The organism is Amycolatopsis sp. NPDC088138 (assembly GCF_044741685.1).
Taxonomy (GTDB): Bacteria; Actinomycetota; Actinomycetes; order Mycobacteriales; family Pseudonocardiaceae; genus Amycolatopsis.
Genome location: NZ_JBIUTB010000003.1, coordinates 1,024,175 through 1,040,006, shown reverse-complemented (window position 1 = coordinate 1,040,006; position 15,832 = coordinate 1,024,175). Strand labels below are relative to the sequence as shown.

17 protein-coding genes are annotated in these 15,832 nt (G+C 69.9%); 11 read left to right on the top strand and 6 right to left on the bottom strand.

From position 1 onward, the window contains the following. Positions 1–18: 18 nt before the first annotated feature. Complete coding sequence (locus ACIOD2_RS20185) at positions 19–1,224, top strand: glycosyltransferase family 4 protein (RefSeq protein ID WP_400539950.1); 1,206 nt, start codon at positions 19–21, stop codon at positions 1,222–1,224. After that, positions 1,211–1,837, top strand: a complete 627-nt coding sequence (locus ACIOD2_RS20180; protein WP_400539948.1) for an acyltransferase — start codon at positions 1,211–1,213, stop codon at positions 1,835–1,837. Before ACIOD2_RS20185 ends, ACIOD2_RS20180 begins: the two co-directional genes overlap by 14 nt. 1 nt (position 1,838) lies before the next feature. On the opposite strand, the gene ACIOD2_RS20175 is transcribed toward ACIOD2_RS20180, so the two are convergent. The 3 genes from ACIOD2_RS20175 to ACIOD2_RS20165 all read right to left on the bottom strand — a co-directional run bounded on the left by ACIOD2_RS20175 (position 1,839) and on the right by ACIOD2_RS20165 (position 3,691). After that, complete coding sequence (locus tag ACIOD2_RS20175; protein ID WP_400539946.1) at positions 1,839–2,300, bottom strand: hypothetical protein; 462 nt, start codon at positions 2,298–2,300, stop codon at positions 1,839–1,841. A gap of 113 nt (positions 2,301–2,413) precedes the next feature. Further along, positions 2,414–3,007, bottom strand: a complete 594-nt coding sequence (locus ACIOD2_RS20170) for a hypothetical protein (RefSeq protein WP_400539944.1) — start codon at positions 3,005–3,007, stop codon at positions 2,414–2,416. A gap of 54 nt (positions 3,008–3,061) precedes the next feature. Next, the gene (locus ACIOD2_RS20165; RefSeq protein WP_400539942.1) at positions 3,062–3,691 is read right to left on the bottom strand and encodes a hypothetical protein; all 630 of its coding nucleotides are present in this window, start codon (positions 3,689–3,691) and stop codon (positions 3,062–3,064) included. Between the two features lie 124 nt (positions 3,692–3,815). On the opposite strand from ACIOD2_RS20165, the gene ACIOD2_RS20160 reads away from it, so the two are divergent. After that, positions 3,816–4,325, top strand: a complete 510-nt coding sequence (locus ACIOD2_RS20160) for a SigE family RNA polymerase sigma factor (RefSeq protein ID WP_400539940.1) — start codon at positions 3,816–3,818, stop codon at positions 4,323–4,325. Further along, positions 4,322–5,047, top strand: coding sequence for a hypothetical protein (locus ACIOD2_RS20155; RefSeq protein ID WP_400539938.1), 726 nt, complete (start codon positions 4,322–4,324; stop codon positions 5,045–5,047). Before ACIOD2_RS20160 ends, ACIOD2_RS20155 begins: the two co-directional genes overlap by 4 nt. 16 nt (positions 5,048–5,063) lie before the next feature. Here the strand turns inward: ACIOD2_RS20155 and ACIOD2_RS20150 are convergent, their stop codons facing one another. Together ACIOD2_RS20150 and ACIOD2_RS20145 are read right to left on the bottom strand one after the other, a co-directional pair. Further along, positions 5,064–6,020, bottom strand: a complete 957-nt coding sequence (locus ACIOD2_RS20150) for a Gfo/Idh/MocA family protein (RefSeq protein WP_400539936.1) — start codon at positions 6,018–6,020, stop codon at positions 5,064–5,066. Continuing rightward, positions 6,017–7,123 (bottom strand): DegT/DnrJ/EryC1/StrS family aminotransferase, encoded by a 1,107-nt coding sequence (locus ACIOD2_RS20145; RefSeq protein ID WP_400539934.1) that lies wholly within the window; start codon positions 7,121–7,123, stop codon positions 6,017–6,019. The genes ACIOD2_RS20150 and ACIOD2_RS20145 overlap by 4 nt, the downstream gene beginning before the upstream one ends. 150 nt (positions 7,124–7,273) lie before the next feature. On the opposite strand from ACIOD2_RS20145, the gene ACIOD2_RS20140 reads away from it, so the two are divergent. Genes ACIOD2_RS20140 through ACIOD2_RS20110 form a run of 7 tightly spaced genes read left to right on the top strand, consistent with a single transcriptional unit; the run spans position 7,274 to position 13,648 of the window. Next, entirely contained in the window at positions 7,274–7,993 is a 720-nt protein-coding gene (locus tag ACIOD2_RS20140) for a UDP-N-acetylglucosamine acyltransferase (RefSeq protein WP_400539932.1), read from the top strand. An 11-nt stretch (positions 7,994–8,004) separates the two neighbouring features. Next, positions 8,005–8,247 carry an acyl carrier protein gene (locus ACIOD2_RS20135; RefSeq protein ID WP_400540428.1) on the top strand — a complete coding sequence of 81 codons (243 nt, stop codon included), beginning with the start codon at positions 8,005–8,007 and terminating at the stop codon, positions 8,245–8,247. Next, entirely contained in the window at positions 8,240–8,971 is a 732-nt protein-coding gene (locus ACIOD2_RS20130; protein ID WP_400539930.1) for an SDR family NAD(P)-dependent oxidoreductase, read from the top strand. The genes ACIOD2_RS20135 and ACIOD2_RS20130 overlap by 8 nt, the downstream gene beginning before the upstream one ends. Further along, positions 8,968–10,362: an AMP-binding protein gene (locus ACIOD2_RS20125; RefSeq protein ID WP_400539928.1), complete on the top strand. Its 1,395-nt coding sequence runs from the start codon at positions 8,968–8,970 to the stop codon at positions 10,360–10,362. The genes ACIOD2_RS20130 and ACIOD2_RS20125 overlap by 4 nt, the downstream gene beginning before the upstream one ends. Beyond that, positions 10,359–11,411, top strand: a complete 1,053-nt coding sequence (locus tag ACIOD2_RS20120) for an acyl-protein synthetase (protein ID WP_400539926.1) — start codon at positions 10,359–10,361, stop codon at positions 11,409–11,411. The genes ACIOD2_RS20125 and ACIOD2_RS20120 overlap by 4 nt, the downstream gene beginning before the upstream one ends. Then, positions 11,408–12,652: an acyl-CoA reductase gene (locus ACIOD2_RS20115; protein WP_400539924.1), complete on the top strand. Its 1,245-nt coding sequence runs from the start codon at positions 11,408–11,410 to the stop codon at positions 12,650–12,652. The genes ACIOD2_RS20120 and ACIOD2_RS20115 overlap by 4 nt, the downstream gene beginning before the upstream one ends. 12 nt (positions 12,653–12,664) lie before the next feature. Continuing rightward, the gene (locus ACIOD2_RS20110) at positions 12,665–13,648 is read left to right on the top strand and encodes a lysylphosphatidylglycerol synthase transmembrane domain-containing protein (protein ID WP_400539922.1); all 984 of its coding nucleotides are present in this window, start codon (positions 12,665–12,667) and stop codon (positions 13,646–13,648) included. Between the two features lie 202 nt (positions 13,649–13,850). Here ACIOD2_RS20110 and ACIOD2_RS20105 read toward each other — a convergent pair whose 3' ends face one another. After that, positions 13,851–15,734: a DUF6541 family protein gene (locus ACIOD2_RS20105; protein WP_400539920.1), complete on the bottom strand. Its 1,884-nt coding sequence runs from the start codon at positions 15,732–15,734 to the stop codon at positions 13,851–13,853. Between the last annotated feature and the right edge of the window lie 98 nt (positions 15,735–15,832).

Sequence of the window (15,832 nt, the reverse complement as noted above, 5' to 3'; positions counted from 1 at the left end):
CCTGCCCAAGGACGTGCGATGCGCATCGCGGTGGTCAACAACTTCTTCCCGCCGCGAGTGGGCGGGAGCGCGCACATGTCGGCGTCGCTGGCGGCGCAGTTCGTCGAAGAGGGCCACGAGGTCCTGGCGATCACGGCCGCCTACGCCGACGCCCCGGCCGAAGAGGAGCGTGACGGCTACCGCGTCGTCCGCCTCCCGGCCACGAAGATGCCCCAGGTCGGCCTGTCGATCGACTTCGACATGAGCTTCGCGTCGGTGCGGCCGGGCAACTGGCGGCGGCTGTGGAAGCTGCTCAACGAGTTCAAGCCGGACGCGATCCACCTGCACGGCCAGTTCTTCGACCTGTCGTGGCTGGCCGGGATCTACGCGCGCCGGCGGAACATCCCGGTGCTGCTGACCATCCACACCCTGCTGATCAGCGACAACAAGCTGTACGGCGGCGTGTTCCGGATGCTCGACGCGGTGCTCGTGCGGCCGATCCTCGCCTACATCCGGCCGCGGTACGTCATCCTCGACAAGCTCGGTGTCGACTACTGCGTCGAGCGCTACGGCACCAGCGACGCGAACTCGGAGTACTTCCCGATCGCGGTCGACACCGGCCACTTCGCGAAGCCGGTGACGAAGGACGTCCGCGCGGAGCACGAAATCGGCGACGCGCCGCTGATCGTCTCGCTCGGGCACGTCATCCCGCTGCGCAACCGCTTGCCGCTCATCGAAGCCCTGCCGTCCATTTTGGACAAGCACCCCGGCGTGCGGGTGGTGATCGTCGGCCGTGTCTACCACGACGCGTTCCTCAAGCGGGCCGCCGAACTGGGCGTCTCCGAGGCGCTGGTCGTCACGGGCGCGGTGCCGAAGGAGGACGTCCCGGCGTACTTCGCGGCGGCCGACATCGTGACGCACGACCTCAACGGCGGCTGCGGCACGGCGTCCCTGGAGGCGATGCTTTCGGGGACGGCGACGATCGCGTCGGTCACCGAGGACAACTACCCGGGCATCGAGCTGCGCAACGGCGAGAACGTGCTGCTGGTCCGCCCGGACGACGCGGAAGCCGTGGCCTCGACGGTCATCGGCCTGCTCGACGACCCGGAGCGGCGGGCGGTGATCGCGCAGCGCGAGAGCGAGATGGTGCGGTCGAACTTCGGCCTCGACGTCGTCGCCGAAGAACACCTGCGCACGTTCGAAAAACTGGTGACGGAAGCCTCGGAAGCCGATGTTCTTCGATGACGAGCGCAGCCACCGGCTGCGCCCGCAGATCCTGACCGAGCTCGTCTCGCAGTACATGAACGACGCCGAGCGGGCGAAGTACTACGGCCTGCCCGAGACGTGCCGCGTGCGCGAGCGCGTCAAGATCATCAGCCCCGAGAACCTCAAAATGGGCGACCACTGCTGGGTCGGCGAGGGCGCCGCGCTCGACGCGAGCGGCGGCCTCGAGATCGGCGAGCACACGAGCATCGGGCTGAACACGCTGATCTTCACCCACTCCAGCTGGCTCGCGAACATGACGTTGCAGAACCACTCGGGCAGCGACCTGATCGAGCGCAAGCCGGTGAAGATCGGCAAGGGCTGCTTCATCGGCGGCCTGGTCGTCATCATGGCGGGCGTGACGATCGGCGACTTCGCCACGGTCCAGCCGAACTCGGTGGTGGCCAAGGACGTCCCGCCCCGCACCCTGGTGGCCGGCAACCCGGCCCGCGTGTTCCAGCGCTACGACGAGGAGTACATCCAGTCCGAAGTGGACCGGGTACGCGCGGAGAACACCCGCCGCCGCGAGCTGGCCGAGGAACGTGGCGGTGACGCCACCGGCTGGGGCGCGCCGTCGGGAGACTTCACCGAGTAGCTCAGAGCCGGTCGCCGAGCAACTTCGCCAGGCTCGTGTAAGCGTCCGTCCTGGTGCGGCTGGCAAGGTCGAAGCGCGCGATCCGCGACTGCTTGTGGCTCCGCTTCGCGATCGCGACCGTGGCGGTGCCGCCTTGGACGTCGCAGCGGCTCGCGACCTCACCGGCGCCCGGGATCGGCGAGGGCGCACCCTCGCACTTCTCCCGCTTCTGATCGATCAACGGCGACGGCAGTTCGTCGCTGTCGAAGGCCGTGACGTAGAGGTCGCCGAGGGCGTACGAGCAGTGGTAGGTCTTCGACGGCCCGGCCGGCTTCGCCTCGACTTCGATCGGTTGCCGGATTTTCTCGGTGCTGCCGAGGACTTCCGCGAGTTCCGTGTTCCCGAGGAACGGGCAGGCCGCGGTGACGTCGGCCGGTGAAACCACCGCGGTGAACGTCGGTGCGGTTGTCGTCGGCTTGGCCACCGAGGTGGAAGGTGGCGGTGGTGTCGTCGAGACGGGCCTCGGCGCGGGATCGCTCGTGCACGCCGTCGCCGTGAGCACGCAACAGGCCGCGAGAACTCCCGCGATACGGGGCATCAGAGCCGGTCCCCGAGCAGCTTCGCGATCGAGAGGTACACGTCGCTGCGCGTCAGCGGGACGTAGAACTGCGCGACCCGGGTCTGGCCGTGTGCGCGCTTGCCCACCGCGATCATCTCTTCGTGGTCCGGCCCCTTGCACTGGGTCGTGTACTCGGCGATGCCCGGGAGCGGCACCGCGGCCTCGATGCACTCCTTGTTGAGCTTGCCGATCGTGGCCGTCGGGTTCTGGGCGCCCGGGATCGCCACGACGAACAGCTCGCCGTTCAGCCCGTACGAACACCGGTAGGCCATGCCCGAACCGACCTTCTCCGGCGCGCCTTCGGTGCCCTCGCCCCGCTCGTCCGGCCTTCCGGTGAGCTGCCGGACTTCGGACCCGCCGAGGAACGGGCAGGCCGCCGTCACCTTGGCCGGCGAGACGACCGCCGCGAACGTCGGTGTCGGAGCCGTCGTGGTCGTCTTCGGCTTGCTCGCGGAAGTGGATGACGGCGACGCCGACGTGATCGCCGGCGCCGCCGCCGTGGAACCGCCTGAACACGCTGTGACGCAGGTCAGCAGGCATGCGGCGGCGAAGATTCCCCCCAAGGTGCGCACGGAGCACAATCTAGCGCCCGGTCACCGAGTGCAGGATATCGGTTACGCAACGTTTCAGCCGTGGCCGACGTCCGTGCGTCCCGACGGCAGTTTGTCACCCGCCGCGTTGTAGGCGCGCAGCCGGCCCGGGTCGGCCGCGGTGTCGAACCAGAACACGACGACGTTCGGGTCCGCGCTCCAGCGGGCCTGGTGCGCCACCACCGAAGCACCCCCGACCTGAGCCGTGATCTTCGCCGCCGGACCCGCGTAGTAGCCGAAGCTCGGGACGTCGTGGCCGTCGAGGTTGGCGCCGCCGGTCACCCCGTGGAAGCCCGGGGCCTTGTCGCTGCCCGAGGTCTCGTTGACGATGATCACGTCCTTGAGCCCGCCCGCCGCGTCGCGGATGCCGCCCATGATGCCGAACGTCGTCTGCGGGAGCCGCGGTTCCGTCACCTTGACGCCGTAGAAGACCAGCTCGCCGGAGCTGTCGCGGATGCCGGTGCCGATCACCTCGCCGAGCACCTCGTGCTCCGAAGCGGCGGCCCGGGTCGGCGGCGGCGAGACCGGAGCCGCGGCCAGCTGCGCCGCGGCGGTCACCGGCGCGGCTGGCGTCGTCTCGGCGTTCGCGCTGGTCAGGACGCCGGACACCGCCAGGGCGCCGCACGCGACGGCGACGGTGCCGGCGATGACGAGGCGTTTCTTCATGGGTTTGCTCCCTCGTAGGCAAGATCGGCCACCGGGGATTACGGGCGTACGCTCGAAAAGGTTGAGACGCGCCCGCGCAACCTTTCCGGGGCCCGGCCGTCGCTGGGGGCGAAAGGGGAGACGCATGGCGCGCGGTGACGACGAGTTCGCGGACTTCGTGCGCGCGTCCTCGGCCCGGCTCACGCACGCCGCGTTCCTGCTCACCGGTGACCGGCACCAGGCCGAAGACGCCGCGCAGACCGCTTTCACGCGCACCTACGCGGCTTGGTCGCGGGTCCGCCACAAGGACGCCTACGGGTACGCCCGGACCGTGCTGATGAACCACGTCATCGACGGCTGGCGCCGCCCGATCCGCGAATACGCGACCGAGACGATGCCCGAGGGGCCGGACCGCGTCGACGTCGACCAGGCCGTCACCCAGCGGGAATGGCTCACGTCGGTGCTCAAGACGCTGACCGACCGCGAACGCGCCGTCGTCGTGCTGCGGCACTTCTTCGACCTGCCCGAAGCCGACGTAGCGCGCGAACTCGGCGTTTCGCTGGGTACCGTGAAGAGCACGAATTCGCGGGCCCTGGCCAAGCTGCGGATCGAAGCGGACACCGAAGACACGCTGATCGGAGGGAGCGGGCGATGAACGACCTCGACGACTTCCGCGCCGCGCTCCGGCAGCCGCCCAGCGAGCCCTTCGCCGAGCCGGACCTGACCAGGATCATGGCCGACGGCACCCGCATCCGGCGCCGCCGCCGGGTCCTGACGACCACCGGCGGGCTCGCCGCCGCGGTCGTCGTCGTCCTGGTGGTCGCGTTCGCCGTCCAGTGGCGCCAGCCGTCCTCCGCACCGGTCGCGCAACCGCCGGCGCCCTTGTCCTCGGCGTCGTCGGTCCCGCCTCCGGCGTCTGACAGCTCGCCTCCGCCCAAGCCGCTGGGCGACGTCGTCGGCACCGGGATCAGCACCGCGGCCGGGGAGATCGTGATCTTCGCCAAGACGGTCGACGAGCCGCAGATCCTGCCGGGCATCCACTTCGGCCTGGTCGCCGGCTTCCGCAAGGGCGGGAACCTGGAACCGGTGCTGGCCACCAACGAGTTCCGCGGCTCCGACCGCTCCTTCGGCTTCCATGCCACCGACGGCGGCGAAGTCCTGCAGGACCAGGTCATCCCGGTGTTCGGCTACTTCGTCGGCCAGGCCACCAGGATCACGACGACGGTGCACGGCAAGACCGCGGAGGCGAACCTGGTGAACTGGACCGAGGACCCGAATGTGGTCATCTTCTGGTTCAACCCCGCCGACGTCCCGGACTCGGCGTCCTTGACCCCGCTGATCGCCTACGACAAGAACGGGAACCGGCTCACCAAGTAGCGAGCCGGTTCCGCGGTCAGGCGGCGGCCTGGGTGAGCACCTGCTCGACGACGTGGTGCGAAGGCAGGATCAGGTCGCGCTCGGTGTCGGCGTCGACCTTGCCCTCCAGCAGGTCGCAGAAGCGGTCCAGCTGGGTGGCCAGCGGCTCCCGGGCGGTGACCAGCTCCGGGATCTCGATGACCGTCTGCTGGCGGTAGCCGAGGCCGTCCGGGGTGACGGAGTCGTGCGAGACGTGCCGGTAGATGGTGACGTCGCGGCGCAGCAGGTCGATCTCGATCAGCCGGTCCAGTTCGGACACCACGAGCGAGCGGACCTTCTTCTGCCCCAAGCGGGACGCGGACACCGTCGCCAGGCCGGTCGGGAACGACAGCACCGTCTCGATGGCGTCCTCGGCGCCCTCGACCGACGACGGGTGGAAGTACCCGGCGCCGGACGTCACGCGCGCCGGCGCGGCGCCGCCGAAGAACTGGATCGCCAGGTCGACGTCGTGCACCAGCAGGTCCCACGCGACGCCGGTCTTGATGCGCGGCGCGTACGGGCCGTGGCGGCGGGCCATCAGGTGGATCGGCTCCTGCACCAGCGCCCGCGCGGTCATGACCGCCGGGTTGTAGCGCTCGAGCAGCCCGCACATCAGCGCGACACCCTGCTTCTTCGACAGGGCAACGATTTCCTGCGACTTCTCGTAGCTGTTGCAGACCGGCTTTTCGACCAGCATCGGCTTGCCCTGGCCGAGGATCTCCTGCGCCAGGTCGTAGTGCACCTCGGTGGCCGAGGCGAGCACCACCGCGTCCACATCGGACAGTGAGCCGATCTCCGGCGTCCACTGGGTTTCGTACCGCTCGGCGACGGCCTTGCCGGCTTCTTCGCGCGGATCGATCACGCGGACCAGGTCGACGCGTTCGTTGGCGGCGAGCACGCGGGCGTGCAGGGAACCCATGTTCCCGGTCCCGACAAGAGCGATCCGATGCGTCATGCGCCCAGTACCTCGCGAACGGTTTCGATGATGGTGTCCAGGTCGGACTCGGTCAGGTGCGGGTGCACCGGCAGCGACAGGGCCTGCTCCGAAACGGCCTTCGCGACCGGGAAGTCCTCGACGCGCGCGCCCGGGATCAGGTCGTGGCCCCGGTAGCAGTCGTAGTCGAAGACGATCTTGGGGTAGTAGATGCCGTTGCCGATGCCGCGCTCGGTCAGCGCCGCGGCCAGCTCGTCACGCGAGAGGAACGCGTGTGGCCCGACCAGCACGGTGTACTGGTGCCACACGTGCTCGCGGCCCGGCAGCACCTGCGGGATGTCGAGGCCCGGCGTGCCCGCGAGGCCCTCCGAGAGCCGCTTCGCGTTCGCCTGGCGGGCGGCGGTCAGCTGGTCGAGCTTCTCCAGCTGCGGGATGCCGACGGCGGCGTGCAGGTCGGTCATCCGGTAGTTGTGGCCGGCGACCTCATACTGGTAGCGGGCGCGCATGCCCTGGTTGCGCAGCACACGCAGCTTGTCGGCCAGCGCGTCGTCGTCCGTCGTGATGACGCCGCCCTCGGCGGTGGTGATGTTCTTCGTCGCGTACAGCGAGAAGCAGCCGATGCCGAACGAGCCGGCCTGCTTGCCCTCGAACGACGCGCCGACGGCCTGCGCCGAGTCCTCGATCACCTTCAGCCCGTGCTCGGCGGCGAGCGGTGTGAGCTTGCCCATGTCCGCGGTCTGGCCGTAGAGGTGCACCGGCATGAGCACCTTGGTGCGCTCGGTAACGACGGCGGCAGCGCACTCTGGGTCGATCGCGAAGTCGTCGCGCCGGATGTCGGCGAAGCGGACGGTCGCGCCGGCTTCGAGGATCGCGTTCAGCGTCGCGACGAAGGTGAACGGCGACGTCACGACCTCGTCGCCCGGCTTCAGGTCGAGGACCTGGAGCGAGGCGACCAGCGCGGTCGTCCCGTTGTTGACCGCGATCGCGTGCTTCGTCCCGGAGACCGCCGCGAAGGCGTCTTCGAAGCGCTTGACCATCGGTCCCTGTGCGATGGCGCCGGAACGCAGGACCTCGACGACGAGGTCCTCCGCGTCGCGGACGTCGACCACGGTGATGGGGATCATGGGCAGTCTCTCTCGGCAGGCGATTTGAGCGCGTCCGGTACAGTGAGCCGCCGGTTCTGCGCCCGGCCGCCCTGCATGAACGCGGGCCACACGTTACCGGGCGCGGTAGCACGCCCAGTACCCAGCCGCCGACGAACGGACACCCGACCCGTGGCCAACCGCATCCACCCGACCGCCGTCATCGGCGAAGGCGTCGAACTCGGCGAGGACAACGTGATCGGGCCGTTCACGGTCGTCGTCGGGCCGGCGCGGATCGGGGACGGCAACTGGATCGGCCCGCACGTGACGATCGGCACGCCCGGTGAGGACCGTCACCGCGCTCACCCGGCCGCCTGGGACGAGGCGCCGACCGGTGACCCGGATCACGACGGCCACGGCGTCGTCATCGGCAGCCGCAACCGGATCCGCGAGTACGTGAGCGTCCACCAGGGCACCTGGCGGACCACGACGATGGGCAGCGACGGCTACTACCTGCGCGGCTCCCACATCGCGCACGACTGCCTGGTCGGCGACGCCGTGACGATCGCGTCCAACGTCGTGACCGGCGGCCACTGCCACATCTGGGACGGCGCGAACCTCGGCATGGGCGCGGTGCTGCACCAGAAGGTCGTGGTCGGCCCCGGCGCGATGGTCGGGATGGCCTCGGCGGTGCGCCGCGAGGTGGGCGCGTTCACCATCGCCGTCGGCAACCCGGCGCGGGTCACCGGCGTCAACGTGGTGGGCCTGTCCCGCCGCGGTGTCGACGAGGAGACCATCGAAGCGCTCGGGCCGTGGCTGAAGGGCAAGGGAAGCCTCCCGGACAACACACTGCCCGGCGACCTCTCTACCTTGGTCAAGGCGTGGGACGCCCGCCCGCGCGAGGAACACTAGGAGTCATGGCTATGTCGGTTGCCCCCAAGCTGCGCGAGGTCTTCGTCGAGGCGCTGGACCTCGAGCCCGGCGTGGACGTCGAGAACCTGAAGTACCGCGACCTCGAGGCGTGGGACTCGGTCGGCCACATGGCGCTGGTCGCGGCCATCGAGGACGAGTTCGACGTCGAGTTCGACACCGACCAGGTCATCGACATGTCGAGCTTCAAGGTCGCCGTGGACATGGTCACCGAGCTGCAGGCGAAGAATGACTGATCTCTCCGGTCGTGTCGCGCTCGTCACGGGCGGGACGCGGGGGATCGGCCTGGCCACCGTCCGCGCGCTCGCCGAGGCGGGGGCGACGGTGGTGCTCACCGGCCGCGACGAGGCTCGCGCCAAGGAGGCAGCTACGGCGGCCGGCGCCGCGGCCGGTCTGGCGCTGGACGTCACCGACGCGAAGGCGGTGTCTTCGCTGGTCAGGGGCGTCGCGAAGGAGCACGGCAGGCTCGACATCGTCGTGGCGAACGCCGGGATCATGGAGGACGCGCTCCTCGGGATGATCCGCGAGGAGCTCGTCGACACGACGCTGAGCACGAACGTCGCCGGCACGCTGCACACCGTGCAGGCCGCGGCGCGGGCGATGATGCGGAAGAAGACCGGCTCGATCGTGGTGCTCGCCTCGATCGTCGGTGAGTACGGCAGCGCCGGCCAGACGGTGTACGCGGCGTCGAAGGCGGCGGTGGCGAACATCGCGCGCTCGGCGGCGAAGGAGCTCGGCCGGTCCGGGATCCGGGTCAACGCGGTCGCGCCCGGCGTGATCGAGACCGACCTGACCGCGGGCCTGAGCGAGGACGCGAAGGCCGAAAACGCCGGCAAGACGCCGCTCGGGCGGCTCGGCCGGGCGGAGGACGTGGCGAACGCGATCCGGTTCCTGGTGAGTGATGAAGCGTCCTTCATCACCGGCCAGGTGCTGGGCGTCGACGGAGGCTTGGTGTTGTGACGCTGTTGGGTGCGGGAGCCCGGCTGGTCGATGTGGCCGGGGGCCGCACGCTGGCGGGGGCGGAACTGTCGGCCGAGGTCGGCCGCAGGATGGAAGAGCTGGCTTCGCTGCCGGTCGGCGTGGTGTTCGCGCGGATGTCGGTGGACCTGCCGAGCGTGCTGACCTACCTCGGCGCGTTCGAGACGCGGCGGGCGATCGCGCTGATCGACCCGGCACTGGACGTCGACGTGCTGGCCGGGCTGGTCGAACGCTTCCGGCCGGCCGCCGTGCTGTCCGCTTCGGGCGACGCGCCTGCGGGTTACACGACCCGCGGCGACGACTGGATCCGCTCGAGTGCCGAGGGTGTCACCCCGCATCCCGACCTGGCCGTGTTGCTCCCGACCAGCGGGTCCACCGGCAACCCGAAGCTCGTCCGGCTTTCCCGCCAGGCGATCCTCTCCAACGCCGACGCCATCGCGCAGGTGCTGCACATCGACTCCGACGAGGTCGCGCCCACCTGCCTGCCGCTGCACTACAGCTACGGCCTGTCGGTGCTGAACTCGCACCTGGTGCGCGACGCGACCGTCGTGATCGAGCCGTCCGGCGTGCTCGGGCGCGGTTTCTGGGACGCCGTGAACACCTACGGCGTGACGTCCCTCTCGGGCGTCCCGTACCACTACGAAATGCTGCGGCGGCTCAAGTTCGACCCCGCGAAGTACCCGACGCTGCGCACGCTGACGCAGGCCGGCGGGAAGCTGCGCGACGAGCTGATCGCCGAGTTCAACACCAAGATGATCGCCGTCGGCGGCCGGATGTACGTCATGTACGGCCAGACCGAGGCCGCGCCGCGGATGACGACGGTGCCCGCCGAACGGCTGGCCGAAAAGCTCGGTTCCGCCGGGCCGGCGCTGCCGGGCGGCTCGTTCGCCGTCCGCCGTGACGACGGGTCGGAGACGACGCACCCGAAAATTGTCGGTGAGGTCGTCTACCGTGGGCCCAATGTGATGCTGGGTTACGCGGACGACGAGTCCGGCCTGGCCAAGGGCGACGAATACGGCGGTGTGCTCGCCACCGGTGACCTCGGGTACCTCGACCAGGACGGCTTCCTGTTCATCACCGGGCGGCTCAAGCGCATCGGCAAGGTGTTCGGCAACCGCGTCAGTCTCGACGATCTCGAGCAGGCCGTGCGCACCGCGGCGGTCGGGATCGACGTGGTGGCGGCCGTGCCCGCCGGCGACAAGGTGGTGCTGTTCGCCGAGGGCGTGGACAAGGACATCTGCAAGGACGCGTCGAAGGCGCTGTCCGAGCGGCTGCACCTGCACACGAGCGGGTTCGACGTGCGCCCGATCGACACCGTGCCGCTGCTGGCCAGCGGCAAGATCGACTACCGGTCATTGGAGGCGAAGGTATGAGCGTGTTCACTCGGTCGCAGGCCGACCGGGAGAAGTTGCTGCTGCCCGAGCTCGCTTCTCTGACGTCCCACCACCGGGCGAACTCCGAGGGCTACGAACGGATCCTGTCGTCGCTCGGAATCGCGCCGTCCGCTGAGTTCGCGTCGATCGCCGACCTGCCGTGGCTGCCCGTGCGGATGTTCAAGACGCACGACCTGATGTCGATCCCGGACAGTGAGGTCTTCAAGACCCTCACGTCGTCGGGCACCACCGGCGCCGGCGCGTCGCGGATCTACCTGGACAAGGAGGCGGCGGGCGCGCAGACCAAGCAGCTCGGCGCGACCCTGCAGGAGGTCCTCGGCGGTGAGCGGCTGCCGATGCTGATGGTCGACACCATCGGCATCATCAAGAACCGCCGCTCGTTCTCCGCGCGCGGCGCGGGCGTGCTGGGCATGGCGAACTTCGGCCGCAAGCACACGTACGTGCTCGACGAGAACGACAAGCCGGACGTCGAGGCCGTCAAGAAGTTCCTGGCCGAGTACGGCGGCAAGCCGTTCCTGATCTTCGGCTTCACGTTCATGGTCTGGCAGTACCTCTACGAGGTCGCCCGGGAGCACAAGCTCGACCTGTCCAACGGCATCCTGGTCCACTCCGGTGGCTGGAAGAAGCTGATCGACCGCGCGGTGGACAACACCGAGTTCCGGCGGCGGTTCAAGGAAGACACCGGGCTCACCCGGATCCACAACTACTACGGGATGATCGAGCAGATCGGCACCGTGTTCCTCGAAGGCCCGTCCGGGAATTCGCTGTACTGCCCGGACTTCGCCGACGTCGTGATCCGCAACCCGGAGACGTGGGAAGAGCAGCCGGTGGGGGAGCCGGGCGTGATCGAGGTCGTCTCGACGCTGCCGCGGTCCTACCCCGGGCACGTGCTGCTCACCGAAGACCTCGGTGTGTACAACGGGATCGACGACGGCGACTGGCCGGGCAAGCACTTCTCCGTGCTCGGGCGGCTGCCGAAGGCCGAGGCCCGCGGCTGCTCCGACACCTTCTCGGGAGCGGCGGCGTGAGCACCCTTACCCAGCGTTTTCCTTTGTCGGACGCGGTTTCGGTCGGCGACCTGGTTTCCGAGCTGCGTGCGTCGCCGCCGGGCGGCCGGCTGCGTGTCGGTGACCCGCGGGTCGTCGAGTTCATCACGAAGTTCGCGCGCAAGCTGCTGGCCCCGGCCACCGCGCGCCGGTTCCCGGAGCTGGCGTCCCTCGGTTTCTTCCTGCGCAAGGGGGAGATCGCCAAGGCTTTGTCCACTTTGGACACCACGGGTGGCGCGCTGCGGTTCCCGCGCGGGCTCGTGTTCCACGTGCCGCCGGCGAACGTCGACACGATCTTCGTCTACTCCTGGGCGCTGTCCGCGCTGGCGGGCAACCACAACGTCGTGCGGGTCTCGTCGCGCTCGGCCGGTGCTGCGGAAGCGGTGCTCGAGGCGCTGAACGCCGCACTGTCCGAAGTGGACGCCGACACTGCGGCGGCGATTACCGCCACCCAGCGGATGGTCACTTACGACCGCAGCGACGAGGTGAGTGGCGCCCTGTCGCTGGCCGCCGACCTGCGCGTCATCTGGGGCGGCGACGGTTCCGTCGCGGCCCTGCGCAAGTACCCGCTCGCGCCGCACGCGCGTGACCTGACGTTCCCGGACCGCTCGTCGTTCGCCGTCGCCTCGGTGGCCGGCTGGCAGCGAGCGTCCGAAGCGGAGTGCCGCACGGCCGCCGAGGGCTTCTACAACGACTCGTACTGGTTCGACCAGGCCGCCTGCTCGTCCCCGCGCGCGGTGTTCTGGGTCGGCGACGCCGACGGCGCGCGCGTCGCGGGCCAGGAGTTCCGCACCCTGCTCGCCGAGGTGCTGGTGGCGAAACAGCACGTCACCGAGCCCGCGATGGCGGTCCAGAAGCGCGTGTCGGCGTACGGCGCGGCGGTCGACGGGCTGGTCAAGGAGATCGCGTTCGAGGGCAACGGCCTGGCCACTTTGGAGCTGACCGACGCGGCGATCATGCCGCGCGAGTGGCTCGGTGCCGGCACGTTCGCGAACGCCCAGGTCGACTCTCTGTCCGATTTGGTCCCGATCGTGCTCCGGAAGGACCAGACGGTCGGCCAGTTCGGCTTTACCACGGAAGAGCTCACGGCGTTCGCGTACGAACTGGCCGGTCGCGGAGTCGACCGGATCGTGCCGTTCGGCTCCGCCCTGACGTTCTCGGCGGTCTGGGACGGTTACGATCTGCTGGCCGAGTTCAGCCGCCTGGTCACCGTCCAGGCCTGAGGAGATGCGTCGATGACGACACTGGAGTCGCCGGAGTGGGAGACGCCGGCTGCCAAAAAGCAGCCGAAGTCTGCCAAGGCGAAGATCCTCGACGTCGTCAGGTGGGTCGCGATCCTGCTGGTCATCGGCTTCGCGGCGAAGCAGCTCGCGTCGAACTGGGGCGAGTTCTGGCGGACCCTGCACGACGTGGCGTGGCAGTCGTCGCTGCTGAGCCTGGTCGCGCTGGTCGCGGCGATCATGGTGTCCACCTGGGGCTGGCAGGTGATGGTCGACGACCTGGGCAAGCCGATCGGTTACGCCCGCGGCGCGCAGATCTGCCTGGTCGGCTCACTCGGCAAGTACGTGCCCGGCTCGGTCTGGGCGTACCTGCTGCAGATGGAGCTGGGCCGCAAGGCGGGCCTGGCCCGCGCCCGGATCTTCACGGGCTCCCTGATCCAGCTCGGCGTCGGCGTGGTGTCGGCGCTGGTCGTGTCGCTGCTGGCGGCCCCGGCGGTGTTCAGCAACAGCCCGCGCGCGCTGTGGCTGTTCGTGCTGATCCCGGTCGGCCTGGCGATGCTGCACCCGAAGATCCTGACGTGGGGCACGTCGCTGGTCCTGAAGATCCTGCGCCGTCCGCCCCTGGCGCACCCGCTGACCTGGAAGGTCGTCGGCAAGGTCTTCGGCGCCTCGACCGCGGCCTGGTGCCTGCAGGGCATCCACCTGTGGCTCCTGGCGAACTCGGTCGGCACCCCCGGCTTCAGCGGCTTCGTGCTCTGCGTCGGCGCGATGGCGGTGGCGATGACCGTGGGCACGTTCGCGTTCATCCTCCCCAGCGGCGTCGGCGTCCGCGAGGTGGCCCAGGTGGCGGTCCTGACGGCGAGCGGCCTGACGGTCGGCCAGGCCACGGCGTTCGCGGTGGCCTCCCGGGTGATGTTCACGGTCGCCGACCTCCTCACCGCAGGGGGCGCGGCCCTGGCAGCCCGCTCGGTACGCCGCCCCACGGCGACTCCCGCCTGACCTGCCGATTTCCTTCTTGGCCTGTGGACAACTAGTCCGCTTCGGCCGCTCCGAGGGCCGTTTTCCAGGCCTTTCGTCACGGTGACGTTCACGCGCTTTCCGGGGCTGTCACAGCATTCCACCCCGTTTCCCGCCCGATCGGGCAACTGCCCACAGGCTTGTACCCAAGTTGTCCACAGGCGCTGCGCACATGTGGACAACTTCAGGGCTGGAGTCGATAAATCACCGAGTCCGAGTTGTGCCACGCCTCCCGCAGGAAGGGCGCCCCGGCCAGCCCGATCAACCCCGGCTGGTAGGGCTTGCCCGGCTCCGTCGACGGCTTGCCCAAGATCACCCAGTGCACGTTCAGCCGCTGCACCGCCGCGCGCACCGAGGCGTCCGTCTCGTAGTCGCGGAAGCGGTTCGCCAGCAGGATCGCGTCCGAGGGCGGGAAGGTCTCGTCGAAGTGGCCGGCCACCGTGCGGACGCCCGACAGCGCGTACGTCCACGCCGTGCCGTCGAAACGGTCGTTCATCGCCCACTCGCCCGGCTTCGCCAGCTTGCCGAGTTCCTCCATCGCCGCCGTCTCGCCCGGTGTCACCCGCAGCTTCGACGGGTCCGCCGCCTGGTAGCCGGCGGACACGCGGGCGCCGTTCGACCGGAAATACAGGCCGTTCGACAGCAGCACGAACCCCAGCAGCACCACCACCGCGACGGCCACCGCCGGTAGCCGGGGAACACGAGAGCACAGCCAGGCCTGCGTCGACGCCAGGCCGTGGGCCGTCAGGACACAAAGCGGGATCGCCGCCATCGCGAAGAACCGGTACGGGTCGTCCCACCACGGCCTCGACAGCGCCATCACGATCGGCGCGTTCGACGACGCCACGGCCATGTACGCCAGGCCCGTCACCGCCGCCGTCAGGCCGATCCAGCGCAGCGCGCCCGCCCGCGCGAAGAACACGATCCCCAGGAACAGGGCCACCGACAGCCAGATCTGCGGGTGCGCCTCCTGGTGCTGGAACCCGAGCAGCGCCCCCAGCGCCGTCGACGCGCGCCACTCACTCGGCCAGCCGTAGTACGGCACCGCGCTGTTGGCCAGGCCGAGCGCCCCGAACAGCTGCAGCCACGCCACCAGCAGCGACACCACCGCGATCGGCAGCAGAGCCAGCAGGTCACGGCCGATCCGTCGCCACCCGCCGAGCCAGCGCTGGACCAGCAGCGGGCCGGCGAACAGGACGCCACCGAACAACGTCGACGAGTGGACGCACAGCAGGCCGACCGCGGCCAGCACCAGCACCAGCCCGGTGTCGGGCGCGGCGCGCTCCAGGTACCGCCGCAGCGCCACCGCGCCCAGCGGCGTCAGCGTCAGTCCCAGCGCGAACGGCAGCAGCGGCCCGCGGTCCATCGACTCGTAGACGCCTATCACCGGCGCCACCGCCGTCAGCGCGACCGCGCCGGCCAGCACCGCGCGGCCGCGGAACTCGCGCACCAGCGTCACCAGCGACAACGCGAGCAGGCCCGGCAGCAGGAGAGTGTTCGCGTCCAGCGTCTCCGGGATCGACGCCCCGCTCAGCCGGTACGTCACGGCCGCCAGCAGGTGGTAGGCGTTGGGGTAGAACACCGGCGGCGCGTCGCCGTACCAGTTCACGTGGCCGGTGCCGAAGAGGCTGCCGTCGCCGGTGTCGGCGATGTAGCGGACGGCGTTCCCGTGGTACACCGCGTCGAACCCCTGCGGCAGCGCGCCGAGGTGGCCGAGGCCGAGCACGGTCGCGTAGCCGCCGACCGCCGCCGCGAACAGCAGGCACGCCACCACCGCGAGGTGGCCGCGCCGCGCCCACAGCCCCGGTTCGGGCTCCGGCGCCCAGCGGCGGACCGTCAGCTTCCGGACACCGAAGGCGATCGCCGCGAACACGACGGTCGACAGCGCGTAGGTCAGCGGCGTGAACGACCAGCCGACCGCGGCGGTCCACGGTCCGGTCAGGCCGCCGATGGCGTAGCTCAGCAACGGCGTCAGCCCGGCGAGGACCCAGCCGCGCAGCCCCGCCGCGAAACCGGTCAGGAGACCCGGTACGGCGATGACGACAATGGCGACGGCGACGGAGAGCACGCTGGAGACTAAGCCGACAACGGCCGGACCGGCAGTTCGGGCCAAGGCTCTGAGCAGGCCTTTTGCCGGTAATTCCGGGGGCGTCACTTCAACCGTCG

Bases quoted from the DNA above. Each gene is read 5' to 3' on its own strand.
- ACIOD2_RS20150 (WP_400539936.1), bottom strand. From the start codon at position 6,020: ATGACGCATCGGATCGCTCTTGTCGGGACCGGGAACATGGGTTCCCTG.
- ACIOD2_RS20185 (WP_400539950.1), top strand. From the start codon at position 19: ATGCGCATCGCGGTGGTCAACAACTTCTTCCCGCCGCGAGTGGGCGGG.
- ACIOD2_RS20110 (WP_400539922.1), top strand. From the start codon at position 12,665: ATGACGACACTGGAGTCGCCGGAGTGGGAGACGCCGGCTGCCAAAAAG.
- ACIOD2_RS20120 (WP_400539926.1), top strand. From the start codon at position 10,359: ATGAGCGTGTTCACTCGGTCGCAGGCCGACCGGGAGAAGTTGCTGCTG.
- ACIOD2_RS20135 (WP_400540428.1), top strand. From the start codon at position 8,005: ATGTCGGTTGCCCCCAAGCTGCGCGAGGTCTTCGTCGAGGCGCTGGAC.
- ACIOD2_RS20145 (WP_400539934.1), bottom strand. From the start codon at position 7,123: ATGATCCCCATCACCGTGGTCGACGTCCGCGACGCGGAGGACCTCGTC.
- ACIOD2_RS20160 (WP_400539940.1), top strand. From the start codon at position 3,816: ATGGCGCGCGGTGACGACGAGTTCGCGGACTTCGTGCGCGCGTCCTCG.
- ACIOD2_RS20155 (WP_400539938.1), top strand. From the start codon at position 4,322: ATGAACGACCTCGACGACTTCCGCGCCGCGCTCCGGCAGCCGCCCAGC.
- ACIOD2_RS20165 (WP_400539942.1), bottom strand. From the start codon at position 3,691: ATGAAGAAACGCCTCGTCATCGCCGGCACCGTCGCCGTCGCGTGCGGC.
- ACIOD2_RS20130 (WP_400539930.1), top strand. From the start codon at position 8,240: ATGACTGATCTCTCCGGTCGTGTCGCGCTCGTCACGGGCGGGACGCGG.
- ACIOD2_RS20180 (WP_400539948.1), top strand. From the start codon at position 1,211: ATGTTCTTCGATGACGAGCGCAGCCACCGGCTGCGCCCGCAGATCCTG.